The sequence below is a fragment of the Paenibacillus spiritus genome, from assembly GCF_008710135.1.
GTDB classification, from domain to species: Bacteria; Bacillota; Bacilli; order Paenibacillales; family Paenibacillaceae; genus Paenibacillus_AQ; species Paenibacillus_AQ glufosinatiresistens.
Genome location: NZ_VYKK01000001.1, coordinates 95,594 through 118,550 on the forward strand (window position 1 = coordinate 95,594; position 22,957 = coordinate 118,550).

25 protein-coding genes are annotated in these 22,957 nt (G+C 57.0%); 15 read left to right on the plus strand and 10 right to left on the minus strand.

The genetic code is table 11. From position 1 onward, the window contains the following. The first annotated feature begins 121 nt into the window (after positions 1–121). Positions 122–1,117: a metal-dependent hydrolase gene (locus F4V43_RS00415; protein ID WP_150456261.1), complete on the plus strand. Its 996-nt coding sequence runs from the start codon at positions 122–124 to the stop codon at positions 1,115–1,117. Between the two features lie 130 nt (positions 1,118–1,247). Further along, a complete protein-coding gene (locus F4V43_RS19530; RefSeq protein ID WP_191089412.1) occupies positions 1,248–1,415 on the plus strand; it encodes a hypothetical protein in 168 nt (55 codons plus the stop codon). Here F4V43_RS19530 and trpS read toward each other — a convergent pair. Continuing rightward, positions 1,412–2,398, minus strand: coding sequence for a tryptophan--tRNA ligase (gene trpS / locus F4V43_RS00420; protein ID WP_150456262.1), 987 nt, complete (start codon positions 2,396–2,398; stop codon positions 1,412–1,414). The two genes, F4V43_RS19530 and trpS, sit on opposite strands and share 4 nt — an antisense overlap. A gap of 452 nt (positions 2,399–2,850) precedes the next feature. Here trpS and F4V43_RS00425 point away from each other — a divergent pair, with 452 nt between their 5' ends. Both F4V43_RS00425 and F4V43_RS00430 read left to right on the plus strand, forming a co-directional pair. Further along, positions 2,851–3,831: an aldose 1-epimerase gene (locus tag F4V43_RS00425; protein WP_150456263.1), complete on the plus strand. Its 981-nt coding sequence runs from the start codon at positions 2,851–2,853 to the stop codon at positions 3,829–3,831. 109 nt (positions 3,832–3,940) lie between these two features. Next, on the plus strand, positions 3,941–4,177 hold the full coding sequence (locus F4V43_RS00430) for an alpha/beta-type small acid-soluble spore protein (protein ID WP_150456264.1): 237 nt from the start codon (positions 3,941–3,943) through the stop codon (positions 4,175–4,177). A gap of 129 nt (positions 4,178–4,306) precedes the next feature. On the opposite strand, the gene F4V43_RS00435 is transcribed toward F4V43_RS00430, so the two are convergent. Together F4V43_RS00435 and F4V43_RS00440 are read right to left on the minus strand one after the other, a co-directional pair. Further along, complete coding sequence (locus F4V43_RS00435; RefSeq protein WP_150456265.1) at positions 4,307–4,717, minus strand: O-methyltransferase; 411 nt, start codon at positions 4,715–4,717, stop codon at positions 4,307–4,309. Between the two features lie 244 nt (positions 4,718–4,961). Then, a complete protein-coding gene (locus F4V43_RS00440) occupies positions 4,962–6,764 on the minus strand; it encodes a M3 family oligoendopeptidase (RefSeq protein ID WP_150456266.1) in 1,803 nt (600 codons plus the stop codon). A gap of 97 nt (positions 6,765–6,861) precedes the next feature. Here F4V43_RS00440 and F4V43_RS00445 point away from each other — a divergent pair, with 97 nt between their 5' ends. Next, a complete protein-coding gene (locus tag F4V43_RS00445; protein WP_150456320.1) occupies positions 6,862–7,008 on the plus strand; it encodes a YycC family protein in 147 nt (48 codons plus the stop codon). Further along, a complete protein-coding gene (locus tag F4V43_RS00450) occupies positions 7,005–7,235 on the plus strand; it encodes a hypothetical protein (protein ID WP_150456267.1) in 231 nt (76 codons plus the stop codon). Before F4V43_RS00445 ends, F4V43_RS00450 begins: the two co-directional genes overlap by 4 nt. Positions 7,236–7,351: 116 nt before the next feature. On the opposite strand, the gene F4V43_RS00455 is transcribed toward F4V43_RS00450, so the two are convergent. Then, the gene (locus F4V43_RS00455; RefSeq protein WP_150456268.1) at positions 7,352–8,050 is read right to left on the minus strand and encodes a DUF2225 domain-containing protein; all 699 of its coding nucleotides are present in this window, start codon (positions 8,048–8,050) and stop codon (positions 7,352–7,354) included. A gap of 26 nt (positions 8,051–8,076) precedes the next feature. Next, positions 8,077–8,460 (minus strand): globin, encoded by a 384-nt coding sequence (locus F4V43_RS00460; RefSeq protein ID WP_150456269.1) that lies wholly within the window; start codon positions 8,458–8,460, stop codon positions 8,077–8,079. A gap of 71 nt (positions 8,461–8,531) precedes the next feature. Here F4V43_RS00460 and F4V43_RS19535 point away from each other — a divergent pair, with 71 nt between their 5' ends. From F4V43_RS19535 to F4V43_RS00480, 5 genes are all read left to right on the plus strand, one after another. Continuing rightward, a complete protein-coding gene (locus F4V43_RS19535; protein WP_191089413.1) occupies positions 8,532–8,720 on the plus strand; it encodes a hypothetical protein in 189 nt (62 codons plus the stop codon). A gap of 128 nt (positions 8,721–8,848) precedes the next feature. Continuing rightward, positions 8,849–10,117 carry a sporulation integral membrane protein YlbJ gene (gene ylbJ, locus F4V43_RS00465; protein WP_150456270.1) on the plus strand — a complete coding sequence of 423 codons (1,269 nt, stop codon included), beginning with the start codon at positions 8,849–8,851 and terminating at the stop codon, positions 10,115–10,117. 115 nt (positions 10,118–10,232) lie between these two features. After that, the gene (locus tag F4V43_RS00470; RefSeq protein WP_150456271.1) at positions 10,233–11,033 is read left to right on the plus strand and encodes an NAD kinase; all 801 of its coding nucleotides are present in this window, start codon (positions 10,233–10,235) and stop codon (positions 11,031–11,033) included. An 85-nt stretch (positions 11,034–11,118) separates the two neighbouring features. Further along, positions 11,119–12,312: a copper amine oxidase N-terminal domain-containing protein gene (locus tag F4V43_RS00475; RefSeq protein ID WP_150456272.1), complete on the plus strand. Its 1,194-nt coding sequence runs from the start codon at positions 11,119–11,121 to the stop codon at positions 12,310–12,312. A 32-nt stretch (positions 12,313–12,344) separates the two neighbouring features. Next, complete coding sequence (locus F4V43_RS00480) at positions 12,345–13,805, plus strand: S41 family peptidase (RefSeq protein ID WP_150456273.1); 1,461 nt, start codon at positions 12,345–12,347, stop codon at positions 13,803–13,805. A 56-nt stretch (positions 13,806–13,861) separates the two neighbouring features. On the opposite strand, the gene F4V43_RS00485 is transcribed toward F4V43_RS00480, so the two are convergent. Both F4V43_RS00485 and lipA read right to left on the minus strand, forming a co-directional pair. Beyond that, a complete protein-coding gene (locus F4V43_RS00485; RefSeq protein ID WP_150456274.1) occupies positions 13,862–14,803 on the minus strand; it encodes a YutD family protein in 942 nt (313 codons plus the stop codon). 39 nt (positions 14,804–14,842) lie between these two features. Continuing rightward, on the minus strand, positions 14,843–15,772 hold the full coding sequence (lipA, locus tag F4V43_RS00490) for a lipoyl synthase (RefSeq protein WP_332843012.1): 930 nt from the start codon (positions 15,770–15,772) through the stop codon (positions 14,843–14,845). Between the two features lie 189 nt (positions 15,773–15,961). On the opposite strand from lipA, the gene F4V43_RS00495 reads away from it, so the two are divergent. Beyond that, positions 15,962–17,062, plus strand: a complete 1,101-nt coding sequence (locus F4V43_RS00495) for a M23 family metallopeptidase (protein WP_150456276.1) — start codon at positions 15,962–15,964, stop codon at positions 17,060–17,062. Positions 17,063–17,140: 78 nt separating this feature from the next. On the opposite strand, the gene yunB is transcribed toward F4V43_RS00495, so the two are convergent. Both yunB and F4V43_RS00505 read right to left on the minus strand, forming a co-directional pair. Further along, positions 17,141–18,295 (minus strand): sporulation protein YunB, encoded by a 1,155-nt coding sequence (gene yunB / locus F4V43_RS00500; RefSeq protein ID WP_317983761.1) that lies wholly within the window; start codon positions 18,293–18,295, stop codon positions 17,141–17,143. A gap of 69 nt (positions 18,296–18,364) precedes the next feature. Then, entirely contained in the window at positions 18,365–18,976 is a 612-nt protein-coding gene (locus F4V43_RS00505; RefSeq protein WP_150456277.1) for a TVP38/TMEM64 family protein, read from the minus strand. A gap of 156 nt (positions 18,977–19,132) precedes the next feature. Here F4V43_RS00505 and F4V43_RS00510 point away from each other — a divergent pair, with 156 nt between their 5' ends. Further along, a complete protein-coding gene (locus tag F4V43_RS00510) occupies positions 19,133–19,711 on the plus strand; it encodes a guanylate kinase (protein ID WP_150456278.1) in 579 nt (192 codons plus the stop codon). Positions 19,712–19,807: 96 nt separating this feature from the next. On the opposite strand, the gene F4V43_RS00515 is transcribed toward F4V43_RS00510, so the two are convergent. Beyond that, positions 19,808–20,068: a hypothetical protein gene (locus F4V43_RS00515; protein ID WP_150456279.1), complete on the minus strand. Its 261-nt coding sequence runs from the start codon at positions 20,066–20,068 to the stop codon at positions 19,808–19,810. A gap of 212 nt (positions 20,069–20,280) precedes the next feature. Between F4V43_RS00515 and F4V43_RS00520 the strand changes: the two genes are divergently transcribed. Then, positions 20,281–21,570, plus strand: coding sequence for a hypothetical protein (locus F4V43_RS00520; RefSeq protein ID WP_150456280.1), 1,290 nt, complete (start codon positions 20,281–20,283; stop codon positions 21,568–21,570). Next, a complete protein-coding gene (locus F4V43_RS00525) occupies positions 21,539–22,615 on the plus strand; it encodes a hypothetical protein (RefSeq protein ID WP_150456281.1) in 1,077 nt (358 codons plus the stop codon). Before F4V43_RS00520 ends, F4V43_RS00525 begins: the two co-directional genes overlap by 32 nt. Positions 22,616–22,957: the final 342 nt, after the last annotated feature.

Here is a 22,957-nt window from a genome sequence, read left to right on the forward strand (position 1 = left end):
CATGAATTTGACAATTACGTGAAGACAATAATTTGACGATTGCCTTATAAGCGGATTAAAAATGGGGTAGTTATTAATAGGGAACATGTGAACCTTAACTACTCAGAAGGAGTTTTGCCAAATGGATACCGCGACTCACTTTGTCATGGGCTTCGGACTCGCCGGTCTGTCGTTCGTTGATCCCGCCGTTGCTTCGGATCACAAGCTGGCGGCGGCGGTCATGCTGGGGACCCTTATCGGTTCCCAGGCCCCCGATGCCGATACGGCGCTGCGCCTGAAGAATAATGCGGTGTACATTCGGAATCACCGGGGCATCACCCATTCCCTGCCGTTCCTGCTCCTGTGGCCCGCGCTGATCACTCTGGTTCTGACCCCCTTGTTCGGATTCATTGGCCATTCCCATGAAATTCTTCATCTGGCCTTGTGGAGTCTGGTGGCGGTGGTCGTGCATGTCTTCACGGATATCTTCAATACCTATGGGACCCAGGCGGCGCGGCCGTTCACGGAGCGCTGGATTGCCCTCAATATTATCCATATCTTCGACCCGTTCATCTTCGGCAGCCATGTGGCAGCCATTGCCTTGTGGGTCACGGGCCTCGTGCCGCCGGCCCCGCTCTTCGTAACGCTCTACAGTGTAATCGCTCTGTATTATATGTGGCGGACGGCGATTCATATCCGGCTGACCCGGCGGATCAGCAGACGGGACGACCACGGGCCGGGCGATCGTTATATGGCCATACCGACCATCTCGCTCCATCGCTGGAACATCGTCAAATGCCGGCGTGACGGAAGCTATGACATCGGCGTACTCGCAGGCGGACGGCTGGAATGGATCAAGCACTCGAAAGGCATGAAGCATCCGGCCATTGAGGAATCGCGGAAGCACCCCGATGTGCGGGCCTTTCTGTACTTCACTTCATACGCCGTAGCGGAAGTTGAAGAGGTGCCCTCCGGCTATATTGTGCGCTGGGGCGATGTCCGTTATTTGCACCGCAAGCAGTTTCCGTTCGTTGCCGTTGTAGTCATGGATCGCCATTACCGGCCGATGCAGACGTATGTCGGCTGGCTGAGCAGCGAGAAGCTGGACGAACGCTTCGCCGTCAGCCCCGGCTCCTAGGAGAGCCGCTCAATGAACAAGGCCCCCGTTCTCTGCGCAGGCGTAGAGAACGGGGGCCTCTGTCTGTTACACTTCATAGTAGCGGGAGAAATTCAAATTCCGCCATTATGATCCGAAATGAGGAATCGCTGTGGGAAAAGGATTGTCGCTCTGGTTCGCTGTTTCTTCCATCGCCCTGCTTACGGCGGCGTCGATTGCGCTGGCGTATTCGGTATGGGCCGCTCTGCTGCTCGGAGCCGTCTGTATTCTGAATATCGGATGGGGCTTCATTATCAAGGCCAGACGGCGGAGAGGCTAGCGTCTGGGCAGGAAGCCCATGCGCTCCTTGACGCCGGCTACGGTCGCTTCGGCATCGGCCCGCGCCCGTTCCGCTCCGCTTGCGAGAATATCGAGCAGCGCGCCTGAGCTGCGGATCTCGGAATACCGCTGCTGCATCGGCTCAAGTACGGAGACCACCGCTTCCGCCAGATTCTTCTTGAATCCGCCGTACATCTGGCCCTCATACTCGCTGGCAATTTGCGTCAAGCTGAGTCCGGTGCACTCCGCGTAGATGGTCATCAGGTTGCTCACTTCCGGCTTGTTGGCAGGATCATAGACGATCTCCCGGCCGGAGTCGGTCGTCGCCCGGCTGATCTTCTTGCGGATAACATCGGGCGGGTCCAGGAGCGAGATATAGCTGCCCGGGTTCGGGTTGCTCTTGCTCATCTTCTTCGTGCCGTCGTCCAGCGACATAATCCGCGCTCCCACTTCAGGAATGTAAGGCTCGGGAACCGTGAAGAAATCGCCGAACCGGTGATTGAACCGTCCGGCCAGATCCCGGGTCAGCTCCAAATGCTGTTTCTGGTCTTCGCCCACGGGAACTAGGTCGGCGTTGTAGAGCAGGATGTCCGCAGCCATCAAGGACGGATAGACGAACAGGCCGGCTCCTACGGAGTCCTTGCCGGACGCCTTGTCCTTGAACTGGGTCATCCGCTCCAGCTCGCCCATTGCGGTGAGCGTTGTCATCATCCATCCAAGCTCGGCATGCTGGGGCACATGCGACTGCATGAAGATGCGCGAGCGTTCAGGGTCAATGCCAGCCGCAATGAAGAGCGCCGCAACGGCCTGGGACTGTTCACGCAGCGCTTCCGGTTCCTGGGAAACCGTAATGGCGTGAAGATCCGGGACCATAAAATAGCAGTCGTGGTCATCCTGAAGCTTGACGAAATTTTTCATGGCCCCAATGTAATTGCCGAGAGTCAATTTGCCGCTCGGCTGGATGCCGGACAGTACTTTCTTCATCGTGATCATCCTTTCGTCGTTCGTATCCGGCCTTGGACCGGAACGCAAAAAAGCCTCACTCCCGCAAAGGGACGTGAGACCGTGGTGCCACCCTTATTCGCCGCCGGCTCCTGCTCGCCCCAACAATCAGAGCAGCGGACCGAAGCGGCCTTCAGCTTCCGTAACGGGGAAGAGCCGGCCGGTCTACGCAGGAAATCTCTCTCCGTTCGACTCGGCGCTCAGGGGTCCATTCGGCGAAGAAGCGCCGCCGGTTCGCATCATCCACCGGCTTTCTGGAGGCTTGCCTGGCCTCGCTTACTTGTCCCCGTCATCGCATTGTGCTAATGGTGAAGTTATACTCATCATAGAACTGCATTTTTCTTTTGTCAAACCCTCCCGAGCGCAAGCGGGCTTCCCGTCCCGTCTAAATCTGGTATGATAGGGAGAACGAAACCAAAGGAGCATGAAGAGCGATGAAACAGGTAACCAAAGGGCAGTGGAACGGTTATGACACCTATATTCTGCACAGTTCCGAGCTGGAAGTTACACTGCTGCCGCGTCTTGGCAACCATGTAATCTCCATTCGGGATCTGCGGCGGCAGCGCGAGGTGCTGCGCAGGCCGGAGGAGAGCGACCTGGACTTCTATATGCAGAAGCCTTACCATTTCGGCGTGCCGCTACTCATCCCGCCCGGACGGATCCGGGACGGCCGCTTCGCGTTCGGAGAAGACGAGTATCAGTTCGACCGCAACGGCACGGGCGGCCACCATATCCACGGTCTGCACCGCACCCAGTCCTGGTGTGTCAGCGACATCCAGGAAGATGAGGACGGCTGCGCTCTGACGGCGGAACTGCGCACCGAGAACGATCCGAACTGGATTCGGCAGTTCCCCGAGCCGCTTGTGCTGGAGATGACCCTCCGTCTTCAGGGCGCTTCGCTTACCCAGACGCTTCGGGTCACGCACGCCGGCAAGCGGAGCGTTCCCTTTGGGATGGGCTATCACACCTGGTTCCTGATCGACGGCGAACCGGAGCGCTGGCATCTGAAGCTTCCCGTCTCGGGCATCTACGAACAGAGCCCGGATCTGCTTCCCAGCGGACGCCTGCTGCCCTTGGGCGAACTGGAAGCTCTGAACAACGGCGGTTCGAGCCTCTCGGGGACCAACTTTGATACTCCGCTGCGGATCGGGGACGATCAGCCGGCGGAAGCCCTGTTGCTCCGGGAAGACGGATACGGCCTGCGCTATACGGCAGACCGGCGCTATTTCCGTCATTGGGTGCTGTACACCAAGGGTCCTGCCGATCAGTACCTGTGCATTGAGCCGTATACCTGGCTGCCCGATGCCCCGAATGTATCGGACGATGCCGATTTTACCGGACTGATTGCTCTGGATCCCGGGCAGACGCTGGAGCTCTCCACGATGCTCGAACTTATCGAACCGGAAGCCATCTAATATCTAACATCTAACATAAATTGGAACCCGATGCAGTCTCTTGACCCGTGCATGATTCCTCCCTCCTGCGCTCATACTATCTTCACAACGGACGAAGGAGGTGACAATCATGGGTCAAGCAGGTCAAGGTCGCAGCAGCCGCTCCAATAACCTGGTCGTGCCTCAAGCGAACGCCGCTCTGCAGCAGCTGAAATATGAAGCCGCTCAGGAGCTGGGCGTAACCATCCCGCAGGACGGTTATTACGGCAACTACACTTCCCGCGAAACCGGTTCTCTGGGAGGTTACATCACCAAACGTCTTGTACAGCTGGCAGAGCAGCAGCTCTCCGGTCGTTCGAATCTGTAATTCATCTGTACTCAGCGGCGGGCCCGCTTCGGCGGACCGCCGCCGGCATTCCGGCCTTTCGTTCTCCCCTCACGCGGAGGACGAAAGGCCTTTTAGCGCGAGCGGGAACCTCTTTCCTCCCTCTCTCCGTTACCCGCAGGAAGGATTCGCGGCGCCGCGCTGCCCTTCGCGAGGCTGGCGAATCAGCAGATTAGCCATGTTATAATTCGACTCCAGTGTGGCGTCGACCGTCAGCATGCCCTGCCGGAGCGAGAAATCATACTGGATTTCTCCGTGGGTCCAGCGCTGTTTCAGCTTGAGGGATTCCAGCGCCAGCGCCCGGAAGGAAGCCCGCTGAATTCCGTTCAATCCTTCCTCTCCGGAATCGAAATTCCCGCCTCGTCCAGGCAGCGGATTATGGCGGATGCCGAACTTGCCGACGACATTATTGCGTATTTGCACAAACACCGTGCCGGAGGACATCCCGCCCAATTCCTCGTCCAATTCCTTGAATACCAGATCCAACTGTCTTGCCAGTGAAAGCTGCTCTATTGCGAGCATCGTTTTTCCCCCTTGAATTCGTATGAATCGCTTATATAAGTCCCGAGACTCATTATAGAGTAGGCTAACAGTCCTTACAACAGCATTCAACAAAAATGGTTTATTATTACTAATAGAGAACGAAATCCCGTATTCCTCTCCTTTTAGCTCCTCTGCAATCGAGGAGTTCCGACAAATGAACAGCAAAAAAGACCCCGGTGCAAGACCGGGGTCCCCTTCGTGTTATTCGTGAACGTGCAAAATTTTAGCGGGCATCTTCCGTCATCCGCAGGAATTCGGCAATATCCTCCGCAATCAGGTCGGCAGCGCCCTGCCAGAAATCCGGCCGGGTCAAATCGACGCCCAGATGCTTGGCTACGAGGTCTTCCAGCGTCATGACGCCGGTATCCCGAAGCAGCGCATCGTACTTGTCCGCGAAAGCAGGGCCTTCCTGCAGAGCGAGCCGGTACAACCCCGTGCTGAACATATAGCCCACCGTATAAGGGAAGTTGTAGAACGGCACTCCGGTAATGTAGAAATGCAGCTTCGAGGCCCAGAAATGCGGGTGGTAGCCGGACAGCACGCCGTTGAAGGCTTCCTTCTGCGCTTCTTCCATCAGAGCGTTCAATTCTTCCGCGCTTACGAGGCCTTCCCGCCGTTTGGCGTAGAATCGGGTCTCGAACAGGAAGCGGGCATGGATATTCATGAAGAAGGCTACGCTGTTCTGAATCTTCTCCTCCAGCAGGGCAATTTTCTCTTCCCGGCTGCCGGCCGCCTTCACCTGGGCATCAGCCACGATCACTTCCGCGAACGTCGAGGCCGTCTCGGCCACGTTCATCGCGTAGTTCTGGTTCAGCACCGGCTGATCCTTCAAGAGGTACGAATGATAGGCATGGCCCAATTCATGCGCCAGTGTCGCCACATTGGACGGCGTGCCGCTGTAGGTCATGAAGATCCGGGACTCGCCGCTCTCCGGGAACGAGACGCAGAATCCCCCGGGGCGCTTCCCGGCGCGGTCTTCCACCTCGATCCAGTCCTCGTTGAAGGCCAGTTCGGCAAAGTCCGCCATTCGGGGGCTGAACTTGCGGAACTGGGCGACGATCTCATGCGCCGCTTCCTCATAGGGAATCGTGCGGGATACGCTGCGGACCGGCGCGTCGACATCTTCCCAGCCCAGCGATTCCAAGCCGAGCAGCTTCGCCTTGCGTTCCAGGTAGGAGACCAGCATCCCTTTGTTCGCCGCAATGACTTCCCACATCCGGTCCAGCGTCGTCCGGCTCATCCGGTTCAGGCCAAGCGGCTCCTTCAGGATGTCGTCCCAGCCCCGGCGCTCGTAGAGCTTCAGCCGGAAGCCGGCCAGATGGTTCAGGGTATCGGCGCAGTAATCGGCCGCTTCGCCCCAAGCCTCTTCCCACTTGCGGAACATTTCCTTGCGCACTCCGGCGTCGCCGTCGGAGAGCTTGTTGAACGCCTGCCCGGCGGAGAGCTGTCTCACGGTCCCGTCCTTGTCTTCAAACGGAATCCGGATATCTCCGACGATGGTCTCGTAATGCTCGCTCCAGCCGTGGTAACCGTCGACCGCCAGCTCCAGCGCCAGGCTCTCCAGCTCGGGGCTCATCTTCTCCCGGGCCTGCTCCCGGCTCTCGCTCAGCACGAAGGCGAGCGGAGCGATCTCGGGGCGGGCGATCCAGGCCGACCATACGTCGTCTGCGGTCTGGCGGAGCAGATTCTCGAACTGCGAGACCGCTCCTTCGTATCGGGCCCGCAAGCCGGAGACCCGGCTCGTCAGGCGGACCGCTCCTTTGTCCTGCTGATTCTGCGCGCCCAGACACTCGGCGAATTCCGCCGCCTGCGTCAGACGTCCCGAACAGCTCTGCAGCAGCCCGATTATGCCGTCAAGCGCTTGTGTCTCTTCGGCGTTCCGGGGAACGCCGGCATTCCGGATTTCATCGGCCAGCTTGGCCGCATCGGCTTCAAGAGCGGACAGAAACTGTTCAAATTCGGAAGAAGCGGACCCGCCGGGATACAAAGAATCCAGATTCCAGGTGAGCGACAGGGGTTGTTTCATGGTTCATCACATTCCTTTGTGTCAATTTGATTTTGCGAACGGCTTCATCCGTGGTAAAGTGAAGTACACATCCTTATTCTTAAGGGAGGTTACACCCATGCGTCCACTTCAGATTTCGCCGGAAACGGCTATAGCGCTCGCCAAAGAGCTTGGTGTGCCGATTGAGCATCTTATGCATATGCCCCAGCACGTTCTGTTGCAAAAGATAGCCGAACTGGCCAAAAAAAACAAGGAACAGCCATGATTCCATTCAGTCATGCCTGGCCTTACGACATTCTCCTGGGCGATGTCTATGTACCTTCCTGTCCGTTCTGCGGCCGGGAGAATGTGCTTTTGCCGATGAAGCCCAAAGAGTTGATTGCGATCCGCGAAGGCAAGAAGAAGCTGCTGGTCTTTCCCTGCTGCAGCGCCCGGCCGGTTGTCGTGGATACGGACGGCGATTATCTGCTGTTCGATCAGGCCGTACGCTAAGCTTCCGGGTTCAAAAAAACCGGGGCCGTGAGGCCCCGGCAGGAAGCGCGTCTTCTTCTAGCGCCGCTTGCGGCCGCCGCCTTCCCCTCTCCCGGCGCCTTCGCGCGCCTCCCGTTCTAGCCAGGCACCTGATTCGGGTTGCTCTCCATGCCCCGCATCTGCTCCCGCAGAAGGGCCCACTGCTCTCTGCAAGCGCGAATCATGGCCGAATCCATAATGCGCTGGTCATTGACCACGCGCGAGAACCACTTCACCGCTTCGCCGAATTCTCCGATTCTCCGGTTCAACTCCCCGATCAGGAACATCAGCCGCGCGTCATTGCCCTGCGCATCGTCATTCTCGAACACTTGAACATAGGAATCCAGTGCGAACCGGAGGAACCGCTGCTCCTGAACGGCGTCGTCCCGGTAACGATGCAGCCAGGCGATATGATGAAGCAGACTGGCTATAATCTTGTCTTTGTCCCGGATGCACTGGGCGCACACAAGCGCCAGCTTGTAGGTCTCCAGCGCCTCTTCCCAGCTGCGCTTGCCCTCGAATCTGCGGTACGACCACCGGCTTCCGATCTGATCGCGGAACGCCTGGCGCTGCCAGTCCGCCAGCTTGTCCGCCGAATTCTCCGTGGATGCGAATCCGCAGTGGGGGCACACCCGCACCACATAATAATCCGGGTTCTCTTCTTTGTAATAGCAGCAGAAGTCCGCATCCTGGCGGTACGCCCGCTTCAGGCTCGGTCTGACCCGCGAAGTGGTGAATTCCCGCTCGCATTGGCAGCACTCGACGGTAATGCTGTACAGGGGTTCCATGGCCGTCATGACCTCATTCCTTTCCTCGTCAGAACCTATTCGTCCGGACGGTTAACAAAATGCCGCGCCGGTCCGGAGAGCCGCGCGACGATAAAAGAGCGCAGCGGCTCTTCAACCCCGATGTCGCCGAGGGCGCCGGCCATGCATCCGAGCCAGTCCTCCGCCCGCGCTTCGGTTATGGGCACATGCAGATGCCTGGCCCGCATCATCGGATGACCGTGGGCTTCCGAGAACAGCGCGGGTCCGCCGAAGAACTGGCTCAGGAACTGAAACTGCTTCTCCATGACGGGCCGGATATCGGCAGGGAACAGCGGTGCGAGATCGGGATGTCGCTGGACACGGGCATAGAAGGCCTCCACCAGCTCCTGCAGCCGCTGCGCACCGCCCAGATTGTCATATATACTTGATGCCGAATTCATCCGATAGGTCCGCCTTTCTTCTGTCGTTCTTCAGACCTTCCTATTATACCAAAGGAGGGACTTAATGCCCAATGAACAAAAAAGACGCCAAACACGCGGTTCAGCGTCCGAGCTATTCAATAAGTTCGCCAATCCTCATCGCCGGGGGAGACAAGGGAGGCCCGGATGACATACACAAAAGCGCAAACAAGGACACCGGCAACAACACTCATCACCATCACTCCATCCCTGAAAATTCAAGCGGCCTAAAGTCCGGTTGACTTATTTTTATTTTATCACAAATCTTGTTAAAAAGCACCCGCCTTTGCAAGCGCTTCCCCGATGAATTTCTGTGCTGTTTGTCCCTTCCCGCGCATAGAACTAACCATCTGGACGGGAGGCGTGTACGATGAAGCTCAAGAAATTCGGGACGGCCCTGCTGGCAGCCGTCCTCTCCGCCTGCATGCTGCTGCTGCTGGCCTTCCCCGGCGCTTCGCTGGCTTCGGCTCTGCGCGGGGTCGCCGTCTGGTGGGAAGTGCTGTTCCCTTCGCTCTTTCCCTTCTTCGTCATGTCCGAGCTGATGCTGGGCCTCGGCGTCGTGCATCTGTTCGGGGCCTTGCTCGACCCCCTGATGCGTCCCCTCTTCCGCATCCCCGGTAGCGGGGGCTTCGCGGCAGCCATGGGCTATGTGTCGGGCTATCCCGTAGGAGCCCGTCTGACGGCCAAGCTCCGCGAGCAGGGACTGGTGACCCGGGAGGAGGGAGAGCGCCTGGTGGCCTTCACCACCTCCTCCGATCCGATCTTTCTGCTCGGAGCCGTCTCCGTCGGCTTCTTCCGGGATGCTTCGCTCGGAGTGCTGCTGGCGGCCGCTCATTACGGCGGCGGCCTGCTCATCGGCCTCCTGATGCGATTCCACGGAAGACGGGACCGGGCCAGCCGGACGCCAGCTGCCGGGCCCCGCCGCGCAGAGCCGGCGCACGGCGCCGGCGGGAGTGAACGATCCGCTGCCGGCTCGCGGGGACGGCTGCGGCAGGCCCTCGCCGCCATGCGGGAAGCGCGGCTCAAGGACGGGCGCAGCTTCGGCGAGCTGCTGAGCGGCGCGGTCGCGTCCTCTCTTCAGCTTATTATGGTCGTTGGAGGACTGGTTGTATTCTTCAACGTCCTGATGACCCTGATGGACCTGGCAGGCGTTCTGAAGCTGCTGGTCGGAGCGGCGGGATCGCTGCTTCATTTGCTCGGCTTTCCCTCCGGCCTGGCGGAAGCCGTGACCGGCGGCGTCTTTGAGGTCACGCTGGGAACGCGGTTGGCCGGCGAAGCGCAGGCCGCCCTTCCCTACCGCGTAGCGGCGGCTGCCTTCGTGCTGTCCTGGGGCGGACTGTCGGTCCATGCCCAGGTGGCAAGCATCCTGAGCGGCTCCGGCCTCCGCTATCTGCCCTTCCTGGCCGCGCGGTTCGCCCACGGGCTGCTCGCGGCTTCGCTCGCGCTGCTGCTCTGGGAGCCGCTTCGCGGCGCGGCTCCGGTCTGGTCGCCTGCTGCGGCCGGGCTTACGGCCGGAGGCGCGGCGGGCTCGGCCGCAGCCGCCGTGCTGCTGGGGGCGGGCGCAGCGGCCGCCGCGCTCGCAGCCGCGGGGGCTATCGGGATCGTCCGCGGGGCAGCGCGGCGAATAGGACGGCATTAGACGGAGGGAGCGCGCCGCCCGGGAGCGAAGGCTTTTTCGGCTTCAGGTACATTGTGTTCAGACGCCGGATTGATTATGATCGGTATAAGACAATTGCCAAAGGAGCCAATCTACGTTGAGATATTATGTGCTGGACCGCGGCGACGACCTTTCGGTCGAGCTTAGCCGACAGTTCCAAAAGCTGGCCTCGGAACGCGGCATGCAGCTGGACGCCGACAACCCCGAGATCGTCGTGTCGATCGGAGGAGACGGCACCATGCTGCATGCCTTCCACATGTTTATCGACCGGATTTCCAGCCTTGCCTTCGTCGGCGTGCATACCGGCCATCTCGGCTTCTATGCCGACTGGAAGGCGGACGAGCTGCCGCTGCTGGTCGATTACATGAGCGGAACCGGGAAGAACCCGAACAAGCCGCGAATCGTCAGATATCCGCTGCTGGAGCTGGAGATCCACAAGAAGACCGGGTCCTCGGCCCATATTGCCCTGAATGAATTCACGCTCAAGGGCGTGGACGGAACCGTCGTCATCCAGGTGGATATCAATGATGTGACGTTTGAGATGTTCCGGGGCGACGGGCTCTGTCTCTCCACACCTTCCGGGAGTACCGCCTACAACAAGAGTCTGGGCGGAGCGATGGTTCACCCGTCCATTGAAGCGCTGCAGATCGCCGAAATCGCCTCGATCAACAACCGGGTCTTCCGGACCATGGGCTCGCCGCTGCTGCTCCCCAAGCATCATCATTGCGACATCTTCTCGCGCAAGGAGCAGCGTCTTATGCTGACCGTGGATCACCTCAATATTCCGGTGGACGACCTGGTCTCGGTACGCTGTCAGGTATCCAGCCAGCAGGTCAGCTTTGCCCGCTACCGGCCGTTTCCCTTCTGGAACCGGGTGCGCGAATCCTTCCTCGTCTGAAGTCTCATGGACAGGAAGATCGCTCTAGTGATATAATGATCCTATTTTTGACAACATAAATAGATTATAGAAGGAGAGAGAACATTTGAAGTTTAAAGGCTACCCGGCCGCCGCACTTCTGACGTGCGCCCTGCTCGCCGGAGCGCCGGCAGCGGCGTCGGCCGCTCCGGCGGCAGCCGCCCCCTCGAAGACCATTTCCGTGTATATTGACGGCAAGCCGGTCATCTTCGCATCGGGCCGGCCTTATATGCAGGACGGGACCGTTATGGTTCCCTTCCGGGGACTGTTCGAGCAGCTCGGTCTAAAGATCGGCTGGAACCCCGCCTCCGGCAAGCTTACCGGTACCTCCGGTGAAGTGCAGCTCGCTCTGGCCGTCGGCAGCAACTGCGCCGTCGTGAACGGTACGGTCCACAGACTGGCGCAAGCGCCCGTCAACCGCGGCGGTACCGTCTACATCCCGCTGCGCCTGGTCGGGGAAGCGACCGGCGGCACCGTAACCTGGAACGGCTCGGCTGTCCGGATCACGGAGGCGCGAAGCGACCGCGAAGAATCCGCCCTGGTCGCCGCGCAGGTCCGCATGTTCGTCGGGGCGTACAATACAAGAATTCCGAAGCTGCTTCGCATGAAGGTGGTGGAGGGTTCGCCGATGGAAGCCGAGCTTGAGACGGTGGAGGAGTTTTTTGCAGCCTACAACCTGAACTATACCGTCAACAGTCTTGAAGTGCTCCGGATTCAAAACGACGAAGCGACGGTACAGACTGTAGAGACGACGACCCGTGTCAGTGGGAGCTATCAGCCGGATTACAGGGACACGTACGTGTACGAATTGAAGAAGGTGGACGGGTATTGGAAGATTTATAAGCTGACGCTTCAGAATTCCGAGGTGCTGCTAACCCAAGAGCAGGCTTCGGCTTCGCCCGAGATTCCCGCGAGCGACCGCAGTCTCATCGACGCGACGGTTCAGAGCTATTATCAATATTTGAATAACGAGGATACCAACGGTCTTCTTAAGGTCTTCACCGCCAAGAGCGACACCTTCCGGGAATCCTTGAAGAGAAGCTTTACCGAAGCCTTTGGGACGAGCAACCTTGCGTTCGACCTGACGGCATCCCATATCTATTATTATAGCCTGGGTACAGCGGCCGTCTATGTTGAACTGGGCTTTACGGACAAAGATGCCGGAACAACGGTTCAGAGGCACGGGATGCTGGTTCTCTCCCGCCAAGCTGACGGCACATGGACCATTGACGACATCTACTGGCTCCCGTCAGATCATTAGCGCATTCATCAATCCGTAAAGGAAGGTTCCCCATGAAAAAATTGACCTCCGCCCTCTTCGGCGGCATTCTGTCCTTCTCTCTGGCACTGGCGCCTGCTGCCCTAGCGGCCGATGCTGCCGCTCCTTCATCTTCGGCTGCGGCAGCGGCCAAGGCTTCGTCCGATACCGACATTATCAATGAAGTGATGGAGTATATCGAAACCTACAACCTCACGGCCGTCGACCGTCAGAGCCTGATCCGGGCCGCCATCGACGGCATGGTCGATTCCTTGGACGACCCTTACAGCCAGTATTTCGATAAGGAAGAGACCGCCGATCTGGAGCATCAGCTCGCCTTGGAATACGTCGGCATCGGCGTGACGCTGTCGGCCACCTCTTCGGACATCTATGTCGAGTCGATCCTGCCCGGCTCTCCTGCCGATACGGCAGGCCTCAAGCGCGGCGACGTGCTGTTGAAGATCAACGGAATTCCGGTCGCCCAAGCGGAGGGCGATGCCTTGTCCGGCACCTCCGGGACGAAGCTGACGCTGCTGGTCAAGCGCGGCAGCGCCCAGAAGTCGGTGGTCATCGCCCGCAAGGAGATTAATTATCCTTCGGTGACCTCCTCCATGCTCGCTTCCAAAACCGCTTATATCTCGCTCAACGGCTTCACGCAGAATTCCGACGAGGAATTCGCCGCAGCGCTCAAAGCGATGCGCCAAGCCGGCATGAAGTCGATGGTTCTGGATCTGCGCGATAACCCGGGAGGCTACATGGATTCCGCCTACAATATTGTGAAGCAGTTCATGGACAAAGGTCTGATGATGTACACGGCGGACAACAGCGGCACGCTGACGCCGGTTACCATTACTGACGGCAGCAAAATCGGCGTTCCCGTTGTCATTCTGACCAACGGCTATACCGCTTCCGCTTCCGAAGCGCTTACAGGCGCGCTTCACGACAATCATCTCGCTACCGTGGTCGGCTCCCGCACTTATGGCAAAGCCCGGATTCAGAGCCTGTTCGATCTGACCGACGGCGGCGAGCTTAAGCTGACAACCGAGCGCTATCTGACGCCGAACAAGGTCGATTTCAATCACGAAGGGCTGATGCCCGATTTCAATGTCACCAACAAGACGGCCCAGCTCGTCACCGCGCTTCAGCTCGCCGGGATGAAGACGATTGAACTGAAGGGCGACCGGCGGGTGCTGGACGTCAACGGCAAAGCCTTTGCCGGCAATGTCGGGCTCATCAAGCAGAACAACGCCGTCTACGCTTCCGCCGCTGTTCTCTCTTCTCTGGCGGAATCCGACCTGAGCTGGGACGCCAAGAACCGCAAGGTCGTCGTCACCAACGGAGCTGGCAAGGCCTACGGGTTCAGCGTCACGGCGAAGCAGGCGATGATCGCCGACAACGAGACCTTCATTCGGGTCGATGCGTTCCATCAGGCATTTCCGTCGGTCTCCTGGAAGTACGACGCCGCAGCTCAGAAGCTGACGCTGAGCACCAAATAGAGGCATAGCCCTTCCTGCCAAAAACCCCCTGCACATCGCGTGCAGGGGGTTGCTTGTTATTCCGGGCTTCCCGGAGTCTCCGGCGTTCTCGGCCGGTTCTGCGAAGCGGCGTCGCCTCCGCCTGCGGGCTTGCTGCGCTCGCCGCGCTCGCGTCCGCCGGGCCGTTCGCCCGCTCCCGGTGCTCCGGCAGCGCCGGAAGCTTCGCGGGAGCCTTCACGGCTGCCCGCGCCGGGGTGCGGCGGGCGCTTCTTCGGCTCGCGCTGCGGGTCCTGGCCGCCGGAGCGGCGCTGGAACGGCTTGCGGTTGCCCGCAGCCGCACCTTCCGGACCCGGACCGGCTTGTCCGCCGGTGGTCGGCGGCTCCTGCCCCTGACGGGGGTTCTGCTGCCCCGGTCCGCCTCCCGGCTGGCCCTGACCGCGCGGCGGTCTCATTCCTCCCTGGGAACCGCGCGCCGGCGGCGCGGACTTGTTCCCGCTGCGGCCGGCGCCACCTTGGGACCCACGCTGCTCCCGGGAACGGTCCTTGTGCGGCCGTTCCTTCGTAATATGCTCGCGCAGTTCGCGCACCGGCGTCTCCCGGGAAGCGGAAATCTGGGCCGCCGCCTGGCGCGAGAGCAGATCGCGCGGAATCTCGGCGCGGATCGCCGCCTCCGGTGCAGCTGCCGCCCCGATCCCCGGCTCGGCTCCCGCCGGCTCCTTGATGAGAATATCCGGGCCGACCGGCGCTTCCTTCAGCTTCTGCAGCACGAAGTAGGCGCAGCCGAAATTGCAGTATTCATTGATATAGTCCATTAATCCCGAAATCGAGGTATCCCGGTTCGCCTTGGGATGGTTGTCCCGGTAGAACCCCTTCAGCCGAAGCTGGCTGTAGCCCCAGTCTCCGACGATATAATCATAGCGATCCAGAATTTCGCTGTATCTCCCGCGAAACGCCTCCGGATTCCAGCCGTCTTTATGATCCGCTACGAGCTCGTAGCCCTTGCCGCCGATAACGATCAAGCAAGCCTCGCCTGCCTTTCCACTGTCTAAAATGGGTCATCAGCCCCGAACGGCGCGCTCCTCGCGCGTCTTGGTGGCCGATTTCACCTGCTCATGCGCATGATACGAGCTGCGCACAAGCGGGCCGGCTTCCACATGGCTGAAGCCGCGCTTCAATCCTTCTTCCTTGAGCCGGGCGAATTCCTCCGGCGAGATGTATTTCTCCACATTCAGATGCTTGGGGGAAGGCTGGAGATACTGGCCGAGCGTCAGGATGTCGCAGTCCACCGCCCGCAGATCGTCCATCGCCTGAAGAATCTCATCCCACTCTTCGCCGACGCCCAGCATAATGCTGGATTTGGTCGGGATCTCGGGCTTCATCTCCTTGGCCCGCTGCAGCAGCTCCAGGGAACGCCGGTATTTGGCCTTGGCCCGAACCCGGTCGGACAGCCGTTCCACCGTCTCGATGTTGTGGTTCAGAATGTCCGGCTTCGACTCCATCACGATCTGCAGACTGTCCCGGTCTCCCAGGAAGTCGGGAATCAGAACCTCGACGCTGCACAGCGGCAGGCGCGAGCGGATGGCGTGAACCGTAGCGGCAAATATGGAAGCGCCGCCGTCCTTCAGATCGTCCCGGGCCACGCTTGTAACCACGCAATGACGCAGCCCCATCTTCTCGGCGGCTTCGGCCACGCGCTCGGGCTCCTGCAGATCCAGCTCTGTCGGCAGGCCGGTGTTAACGGCGCAGAACCGGCAGGCCCGGGTACAAATATCGCCCAGTATCATAAAGGTTGCCGTCCGGTTGGCCCAGCATTCATAAATATTCGGACAGCGCGCTTCTTCGCAGACGGTATGTAAAGTCTTGGACCGCATCATATCCTTGATTTCCTGATAATTGTCGCCGGTCGTCAGCTTGATCCGAATCCAGTCCGGCTTCGGCTGTTTCGTTCCTTTTGTGGTCAAAGTCTTTACCTCCGATTCCTCTGATATTCGCCTTCCCTATCCAAGCGGGTCGCTTAAGGGTCCATGATCGCCTCAATTATATCATGGGCTGTAGGGAAATGCCTCCTTTTTGGTCCACGGATAAAAAGCGCGCGCCGGAACCAACCTATGCCTATACGTGGGCCGCCGGGCGCGGCGGCCGCCTGAATGGATGCCAGACAGAAGGAGGACCCTGCCATGTTGTTACCCGTAAGCTTCCGCACGCTGCGGCGCAGTCTGATCGCTCTGTCCGCGGCGGCGCTTCTGTGGACGGAAGCCTGTCCCTCCCCCGCAGCCGCTGCCGGCCCGGCAAGCAGCTCCCGGGCGGCGGCCGATCTTCGCGGCAGCGCCAAAGAGGACCCGTTCCGGGCCCGCAAGGCCCTGTTCGACCAGCTGGAGGCCGCTACCGGCATTCCGTGGTTCCGTCTGGCGGCGTTCGACCAGTACGAACGCAGCTTGACGCGGACCGGAAGCGACGGGCGGACAGCCGTCTCCCCGGGACGGCTGACGGCGATCTCGGTTCCGGCGCCGCTCTGGTGCGGCCCGCTGAATCCCGATCAGGCCGATACCTCGCCCGCCTCCATCGCGTTCTTCGGAGGCTTCGGCCTGGACGGCTCCGGCGACGGACGGGCCGATCCCGCGAGCGACCTCGATGTGCTCTACAGCCTGTCCCGCCATATCCGCCGCTACGGAGCGACGAACGGCGATTTCCCGATCGCCGTCTGGGAATATTACCGCAACGGACGGGCGACGCAGCGGGTCACGCAGTTCGCATCGCTCTACGCCCATTACGGCCGCCTGAATCTCTCGGGCAGCGCCTTCCCGCTCCCGCTCGGAAGCACCTACTCCTACCGGAGCACCTGGGGAACCGGCAGAAGCTGGGGAGGCGCCCGCATCCACGAGGGAACCGATCTGTTCACCCCTTACGGCGTCACGGTCCGCAGCACCTGCTACGGCATCGTCGAGACCAAGGGCTGGAACCGCTTCGGCGGATGGCGGATCGGCATCCGCGACATTGAGAACCGGTACCATTATTACGCCCATCTCTCCGGCTTCGACAAGAGTCTGGAGGTCGGCAGCTTCGTTGAACCCGGCCGACAGCTCGGCTGGGCCGGCAGTTCGGGTTACGGCCAGCCGGGCACACAGGGCAAATTCCCTCCGCATCTGCATTACGGCATCTACCGGGACCGCGGCCTGTCCGAATGGGCCTTCGACCCGTACCCGCTGCTGCGCCAGTGGGAGACGACGGAGCGCAGAGCGCTGAGAACGAAGAAGCAGCAGCGGATGGCCGAACGCTGAGGAACCGAATACAGGCGGCAGCCCGGACGCATCGTTCGTCCGGGCTGCCGCCTGTATATTGCGGTTCGTCCCCTTCTCCTATTCCCCGCCGCCGGCTCCCGTATCTGCACCGCTGTCCGCTGCGGAAGCCTCCGGTTTCTGCGGAGCCGGAGGACTGCTTACAGCCGGTCCACCGCCTTCGTCGCTTCGCTCGCTGCCGGCGCTTCCCTCGCCGCCGCCCGCCGGAACCGCACTGCCGCCCGAAGGCGCAGGAAGAGCAATGCCCGGGGCCTGGGCGCTGTTCTCCCCGACGGGACGCCCCTGGTTGTCGTAGTAATACATCGGAACATCTCCGACAACCATGAGGTAAGAGACCGGGATTTCTGTATCCACGGTCTGGGGCTCCATATCGAACGGAATGACGACCGCCACCTCCGTGATGATATGAATATAGACCTCCACCAGAATCATATTGATGCCCGCATTCTGCTGCCGGGTGTTCAGCTCCACCTTGACCGCTCCCTGCGGCTCGATCTTCACGGGAATGTCGGGCCCGAATGAAGCGATCAGCGGACTGCCGAGCGCCTGCCCGAGCGGAATATGCTCGGTCCGGTTGTGCAGACTTTGCAGGGTGGACTGGATAACCTCGGCCGCTTCGGAGGTAATCCGCATATGCTCGGCATAATTGAGCATGAAGCCGGTGATCTTGCCGTTCCGGTCGCTCTTCCAGTCGATCAGCTTGCCGGCATCTCCTCCCGTTACCACTTGAGACGTTATCGCCTTGTTGATGGACTCCGTCGCGATCTGCTTCACCCGGATCTGGGCCAGATGCAGGATGGGCGGCTTCATATGCCGCTCCACATAGCGCAGCCCCTGAAGAACGCCGATGAGCAGCACCAGCGATACGACAACCAGGATGCGCAGCAGCCGCCGCCGCGGCTTCGCCGGGCCGCCCGTTCCGGCGCGCTGTGCCCGAACCGGGGCGGCGCTCCGGGCCGTGAGGCGCCGCCGCGGGACGGCGGATGGCACCGGCCCGGCCGGAGCCGTCCGCAGCGGACCGGCGCTTCGGACCGGCCGGAACGTCCGCCGCCGCGGCGAACCGAGCCAGGCGGCGAGCAGGCGGACGGCCCCGCTCCTCGGCGGGCCGCCGCGCTTCCAGCCGCCGCCCCGGCTGCGCCGCCGGACCGGCAGGCGCCACGCCTCAAGAGGCGGAAGCCGGAATCGGCGTCCGCCCCATTTTTTCACTCTGCCCATTGCTATCGTCCTCCCGCCTACCCGCGGTCAAGCCGCCTTATAAGTATGGGTATTCGGGCAGGCTCCGGATCAGACCATCCGGCTCCGCTTATCCTCCTGGATGTGGCTCCAGTGACGGTGAATGAAAATACCGATCAGCGCGGCCGCAAAAAGCCCGTAACCCGTCAAATAAAGGCCCCACTGCCCGGGAGGAAGAATCAGCGAAGAAGTGAGAATGCCGAACAGCCAAATGAAGGATAAATTGCCAAGAATCGTCCCCCAAATAAAAGAACGCGCCCGAATCGGCGAGACGGCGCACATCAGATTAATCATATTATTCGGAATAATCGGAACGGTCCGCAGCAGCACCACGGTCCAGATGCCGTAGCGTTCCAGGTACCGCTGCCACTTGTCGTACCGCTTCAGCCTGCTTCCCCATCTCCGGTCGAACCAGTGGAACAGATAGCGTCGGCCCAGCGCATAGACGGCAATCCCTCCGGCGCTCGCCGCGGCCAGACTGATCAGCATTCCCCCGATAATGTCGAAGACGGACACATGCAGCATAATCAGAACGAGCAGCGGTATAATTCCAACCAGACTTTGGAGAAATGCCAGCGGCACCGTGATGTACAGGATGGCGGGCCCCGTCAGCCCCAGCGCTTGCAGCAGCCCGTCAATCCATGCGTTAATAAGATCAGTCATGGGTTCTCTCCCCTCAGCCAGCCGGTCTGCATTCATAAAAACCCCCCGTAAACGGGGGGGGCGGCAACCGCAAATCTCCAATCCATTCATCATAGCATATCGCGTTTCAGCAAGTAAAATTCACGGGATTATCCGCAGAATGAAGAAGGTGTGTGTATGGGTCAGATGTTTATTTTATACGGACCGTCCGCTTCCGGCAAGACTGAAATTCAGCGCGCGCTGCTGGAAGACGGCGATTTGGAGCGCATCATCACGGCGACGAGCCGGCCGCCACGGCCGGGCGAGCGGAACGGCGTACATTACCATTTTATGAACCGCACCGATTTCATCCGTCTGGCGGAGCAGAATGGCTTTGTTGAGTATACGACCTATAACGGCGAATATTATGGGACCCCGCGCTCAGAGCTGGCTGAACGGGCGGCGGGCCCCACGGATGCCGTCGTGATTCTGGAGGCCAACGGCGTCCGTGCTGTCAAAACATTATTCCCGCTCCAAGCGTTCGCGATCTATATCGGGGCCGATCCCGCCAGCCTGCGGCGGCGGCTGGAAGCGCGCGGCGGCTCTGCCGATGAGACGGCAAGCCGTCTCCGCAAAGCGCTGGAGGAGGAGACCGCCGAGCCTTATCTGCGGGAGGCCGACGCCGCAGTCTGGAACCGCGACGGCCGCGACCTGGCCGATACGGTCCGGGAGGTGCGTGAGGTGATTGAGGCGACGAGGAGAAAGGCCGGGAGATAGGAATCCCTCCGGGAGAGGTTCCGCCTCTCCGTCTCCCTGATGCAACAAGCGGGCTGCCCTTGGAGGACAGCCCGCTTGTTGTATGTTTTTGCCGTTCTATACTCCCGCCAGCTCCTTCATCTCTCCGGTCGCCTCATCCCGGTACGTCACGGTGAACGTATGGGCGGCCAGATCGGCGCGCAGCACGGCGGCGGCGTCTCCCTGGCGGCGGACGATCTCCAGCGTTTCCGGCGTCTCACCGCCGGCGATCTCGATTTCACCGCCGAACGCCGGATAGGCGTTGCGGAACCGCATCAGCGTAAGCAGGCGTTTCAGCACGAGACGCTCGAGATTATCCGGGTCTGGTAACGCTATCATTTTAGCCTTCCGGCAAAAGATATGCCAATCGTTTTTATACTGGTCAAAAGCGGACTGTTATATTTTTCCATACCCGGATTAGGATATGATACGGTGAACCATATCATAAGTAGGGGCAAGTTTTTTATTAAGCAGTATGCATTGTTAATGACAGGATTTACTACTTGTCCTATACTAAAAGTATTGACATATATAATATGAGGTGAGCATAAATGCCTTTTTTAATTAGGGATGATATAAAGTCATATATCAACGCAGGTTTGTTACGCGCATTTGCTAAAAAGCATGAGATTGATTCTCGAGGACTTAAAAACAACCTTATTCGAAATATTGAAATAGCTGTCGAGGAAGGGAAAATAAGCGAAGATCAATTAAAGATATTTATAAAAGAGCAATTATGGTATGGAAAGAATAAGCATAATTTTTTTATTGAAATTGATGAAGAGACCGCTGACAATCTTCAAAGCAAGGAATACTTAGATCAATATCTACAGGATAGAGGCCAAACTGTTTTTAATAATATTGATAGGATTAACCTCCCAGAAGGAGTAGCCTTGTCGAGGTTTGAATATGAACTCGTTGGTGATGATAATAATAAAATTAAAAAAATATATGTAGGTTATATTGAAAAGAATTTTTTGCAGAAGTTCGTTGATAAAGAACCAGTCTTTACTCCAGTAAACACCTATGTGTGCTGCGAATTGGATTTAGAAAATAATATGCTTTTATTAAGAATTAGATCTCAATCGCAGATTAAGATAGTTGCTGATATAACTGAAAAGTCCATTAATGTAAACTACATAGCTAAGAAGTATATGGAACGCCTCACGACAGACTTCGGTATTGGATATCTTGATGGGGGTGCTGAAAGAATTAAAAATAAGATGTTTAAAATTGAACGTCAGTTAACCAACTTTATTGAATTGCAATTTCAGCCACAAGTTCAAGAATACAATGATATTATTAATGAATTTACAAAGGATATAGCAGAAAAATTAGGATTACCTAGTGATATTCAACCAATAAATTTACGCGATAGAATAATGGGGCTTCTTGAAAGAGCGCTTATTGTTCAAAACGAATCTGTCATCGAGAGTTATGTAGAAGGTAAGGTTGGTTACGTAAATAAGTTTGATTTTCGTGATGACAGGGGGGGACGAATCAATGCGCGAACAGAAGAAAAAAGTAAGCCTATTCAAACATCTGACATCTTTTTTGATACTCGCGAAACAATAAACGAAGTTAGACTTATAGATGCAATTTGGGTGGTATGGTTTAGGGTTATAGAGGACACTTCTGAGTTAGTTTCTATTGAACCAGAAGCTAATGAGGAAGACGGAGAGGTGGATCTGGAGGAAATAACGACTGAAGAACATGAAAAAGTTATTAAACTAGGAACTCGTATCGCAGCATACAAAGGCTTTTATAAAATTGAGTTTACTCATTATGTATTAAAGGAGGACTACGAACATGTTCTTTCCCTCATTGATTCATTTGAGTGATTTTGGCTTTAGTACTCTGATAATTGGAAAACTTGATTATTGGTTAAATAGTTTATCGGGTATGAAGAGAGAGAGAATTAGACCGGCAAGATTCGCTGTAGACATGGGAGTTAGCTACGATGAGGCAAATGAAATGTTCAGTATTTCTGCAGTTGAGCTTCATATTTTAAGCATAAACTACGAAATATACTGTCCAGATTGTGAAAATGAATTAGTGAAAATAGCAAATTCACTGGATTTAATTCCCCAAGTAATTAAGTGTTCAGAATGCCAGTTAGTTTTTAATCCATATGAACATGATGAATTTATACATTTGACTTTTAATCTAATCATGGCACCGAATCCAGAAAAACCGATTATTAAAGAATCGATCTCACGCAATGAAGCGTATAAATCGCTAAAACCAAATAAAAAACAACAACCTCGCCTTAATGTAGCTTCATTTTTAACCACTAAAAGTGGTCAGAAAGAAATAGAAAATCAAATTTTTAAACCTGATTGGTATGCTTTTAACAAAGCCTATGATAGGTTTATCGAGAGTTTTAAAGAGGGAGTATCAACTGAAGAGAAGGGAAAATCGCTAGAGGAATTAAGCTGTTTAATGCTATCGTTTATAACCTTTTTTCGTGTTGATCCAACCGTACATACCCAAACGAACCAAATAGATATAACGGTAACCCTGCGTCCATATTTAAAGTATATTGAGATTCCTATCCTTCAAGTTATAGGTAGGAGAATTTTATGTGAGTGCAAGAACGAAGACAATAATGTACCTAGTATTTGGGTTGATAAGCTAGCTGGTGGTCTTCATAAGGTAGATAATTGTAAGGTGGGAATTATCTTTTCAAGAGAAAATTTTTCTGGGGATGAATTAAAGCATGCACGAGCTAGTCAAATTGAGTATGCAAGATTAGAGAAATATATTCTAAGTATTACAAGTCAAGATTTTAAGGCTATTAAGGATAATAAACATAATGTTTTGAATTACTTGGACGATAAATTAGAAGAATTAGAAATGCGTATAACAAGAAGGCATCTTTCCTGATTTGAGAGAGGGCGCCTTCTTTTGGAATTTATTTCAAATGTTTAGCGTACTGAGGTTATTGACATATAAGGGAATTTTTAGGTTAAGGACAGAGCAAAGAAAATGTCAGAAGATTAGCATATGATTTCCTATTTTTTAAAATTATTTCTAATATTTCCGATACAGCACTTTTTGTTCATTTTATTTGTATTCTGTCGTAGTAATCCCCCGTAAAGCCAATGTAATCAAAGTTTAATTCGATTTCCGAGCGGATGACCGGTTCTTTGGTTTGAAATAACTCACACTACAATTTATTTGGCAATAATATCCCTATACAATCTAAGCATTACATAGCAAAAAAAT

What these genes read in the sequence shown, in the direction of transcription:
- F4V43_RS00415 (WP_150456261.1), top strand. Translation starts at nt 122, where the DNA reads ATGGATACCGCGACTCACTTTGTCATGGGCTTCGGACTCGCCGGTCTG.
- trpS (WP_150456262.1), bottom strand. Translation starts at nt 2,398, where the DNA reads ATGAAGAAAGTACTGTCCGGCATCCAGCCGAGCGGCAAATTGACTCTC.
- F4V43_RS00425 (WP_150456263.1), top strand. Translation starts at nt 2,851, where the DNA reads ATGAAACAGGTAACCAAAGGGCAGTGGAACGGTTATGACACCTATATT.
- F4V43_RS00430 (WP_150456264.1), top strand. Translation starts at nt 3,941, where the DNA reads ATGGGTCAAGCAGGTCAAGGTCGCAGCAGCCGCTCCAATAACCTGGTC.
- F4V43_RS00435 (WP_150456265.1), bottom strand. Translation starts at nt 4,717, where the DNA reads ATGCTCGCAATAGAGCAGCTTTCACTGGCAAGACAGTTGGATCTGGTA.
- F4V43_RS00440 (WP_150456266.1), bottom strand. Translation starts at nt 6,764, where the DNA reads ATGAAACAACCCCTGTCGCTCACCTGGAATCTGGATTCTTTGTATCCC.
- F4V43_RS00445 (WP_150456320.1), top strand. Translation starts at nt 6,862, where the DNA reads ATGCGTCCACTTCAGATTTCGCCGGAAACGGCTATAGCGCTCGCCAAA.
- F4V43_RS00450 (WP_150456267.1), top strand. Translation starts at nt 7,005, where the DNA reads ATGATTCCATTCAGTCATGCCTGGCCTTACGACATTCTCCTGGGCGAT.
- F4V43_RS00455 (WP_150456268.1), bottom strand. Translation starts at nt 8,050, where the DNA reads ATGACGGCCATGGAACCCCTGTACAGCATTACCGTCGAGTGCTGCCAA.
- F4V43_RS00460 (WP_150456269.1), bottom strand. Translation starts at nt 8,460, where the DNA reads ATGAATTCGGCATCAAGTATATATGACAATCTGGGCGGTGCGCAGCGG.
- F4V43_RS19535 (WP_191089413.1), top strand. Translation starts at nt 8,532, where the DNA reads ATGAACAAAAAAGACGCCAAACACGCGGTTCAGCGTCCGAGCTATTCA.
- ylbJ (WP_150456270.1), top strand. Translation starts at nt 8,849, where the DNA reads ATGAAGCTCAAGAAATTCGGGACGGCCCTGCTGGCAGCCGTCCTCTCC.
- F4V43_RS00480 (WP_150456273.1), top strand. Translation starts at nt 12,345, where the DNA reads ATGAAAAAATTGACCTCCGCCCTCTTCGGCGGCATTCTGTCCTTCTCT.
- F4V43_RS00495 (WP_150456276.1), top strand. Translation starts at nt 15,962, where the DNA reads ATGTTGTTACCCGTAAGCTTCCGCACGCTGCGGCGCAGTCTGATCGCT.
- yunB (WP_317983761.1), bottom strand. Translation starts at nt 18,295, where the DNA reads ATGGGCAGAGTGAAAAAATGGGGCGGACGCCGATTCCGGCTTCCGCCT.
- F4V43_RS00505 (WP_150456277.1), bottom strand. Translation starts at nt 18,976, where the DNA reads ATGACTGATCTTATTAACGCATGGATTGACGGGCTGCTGCAAGCGCTG.
- F4V43_RS00510 (WP_150456278.1), top strand. Translation starts at nt 19,133, where the DNA reads ATGGGTCAGATGTTTATTTTATACGGACCGTCCGCTTCCGGCAAGACT.
- F4V43_RS00515 (WP_150456279.1), bottom strand. Translation starts at nt 20,068, where the DNA reads ATGATAGCGTTACCAGACCCGGATAATCTCGAGCGTCTCGTGCTGAAA.
- F4V43_RS00520 (WP_150456280.1), top strand. Translation starts at nt 20,281, where the DNA reads ATGCCTTTTTTAATTAGGGATGATATAAAGTCATATATCAACGCAGGT.
- F4V43_RS00525 (WP_150456281.1), top strand. Translation starts at nt 21,539, where the DNA reads ATGTTCTTTCCCTCATTGATTCATTTGAGTGATTTTGGCTTTAGTACT.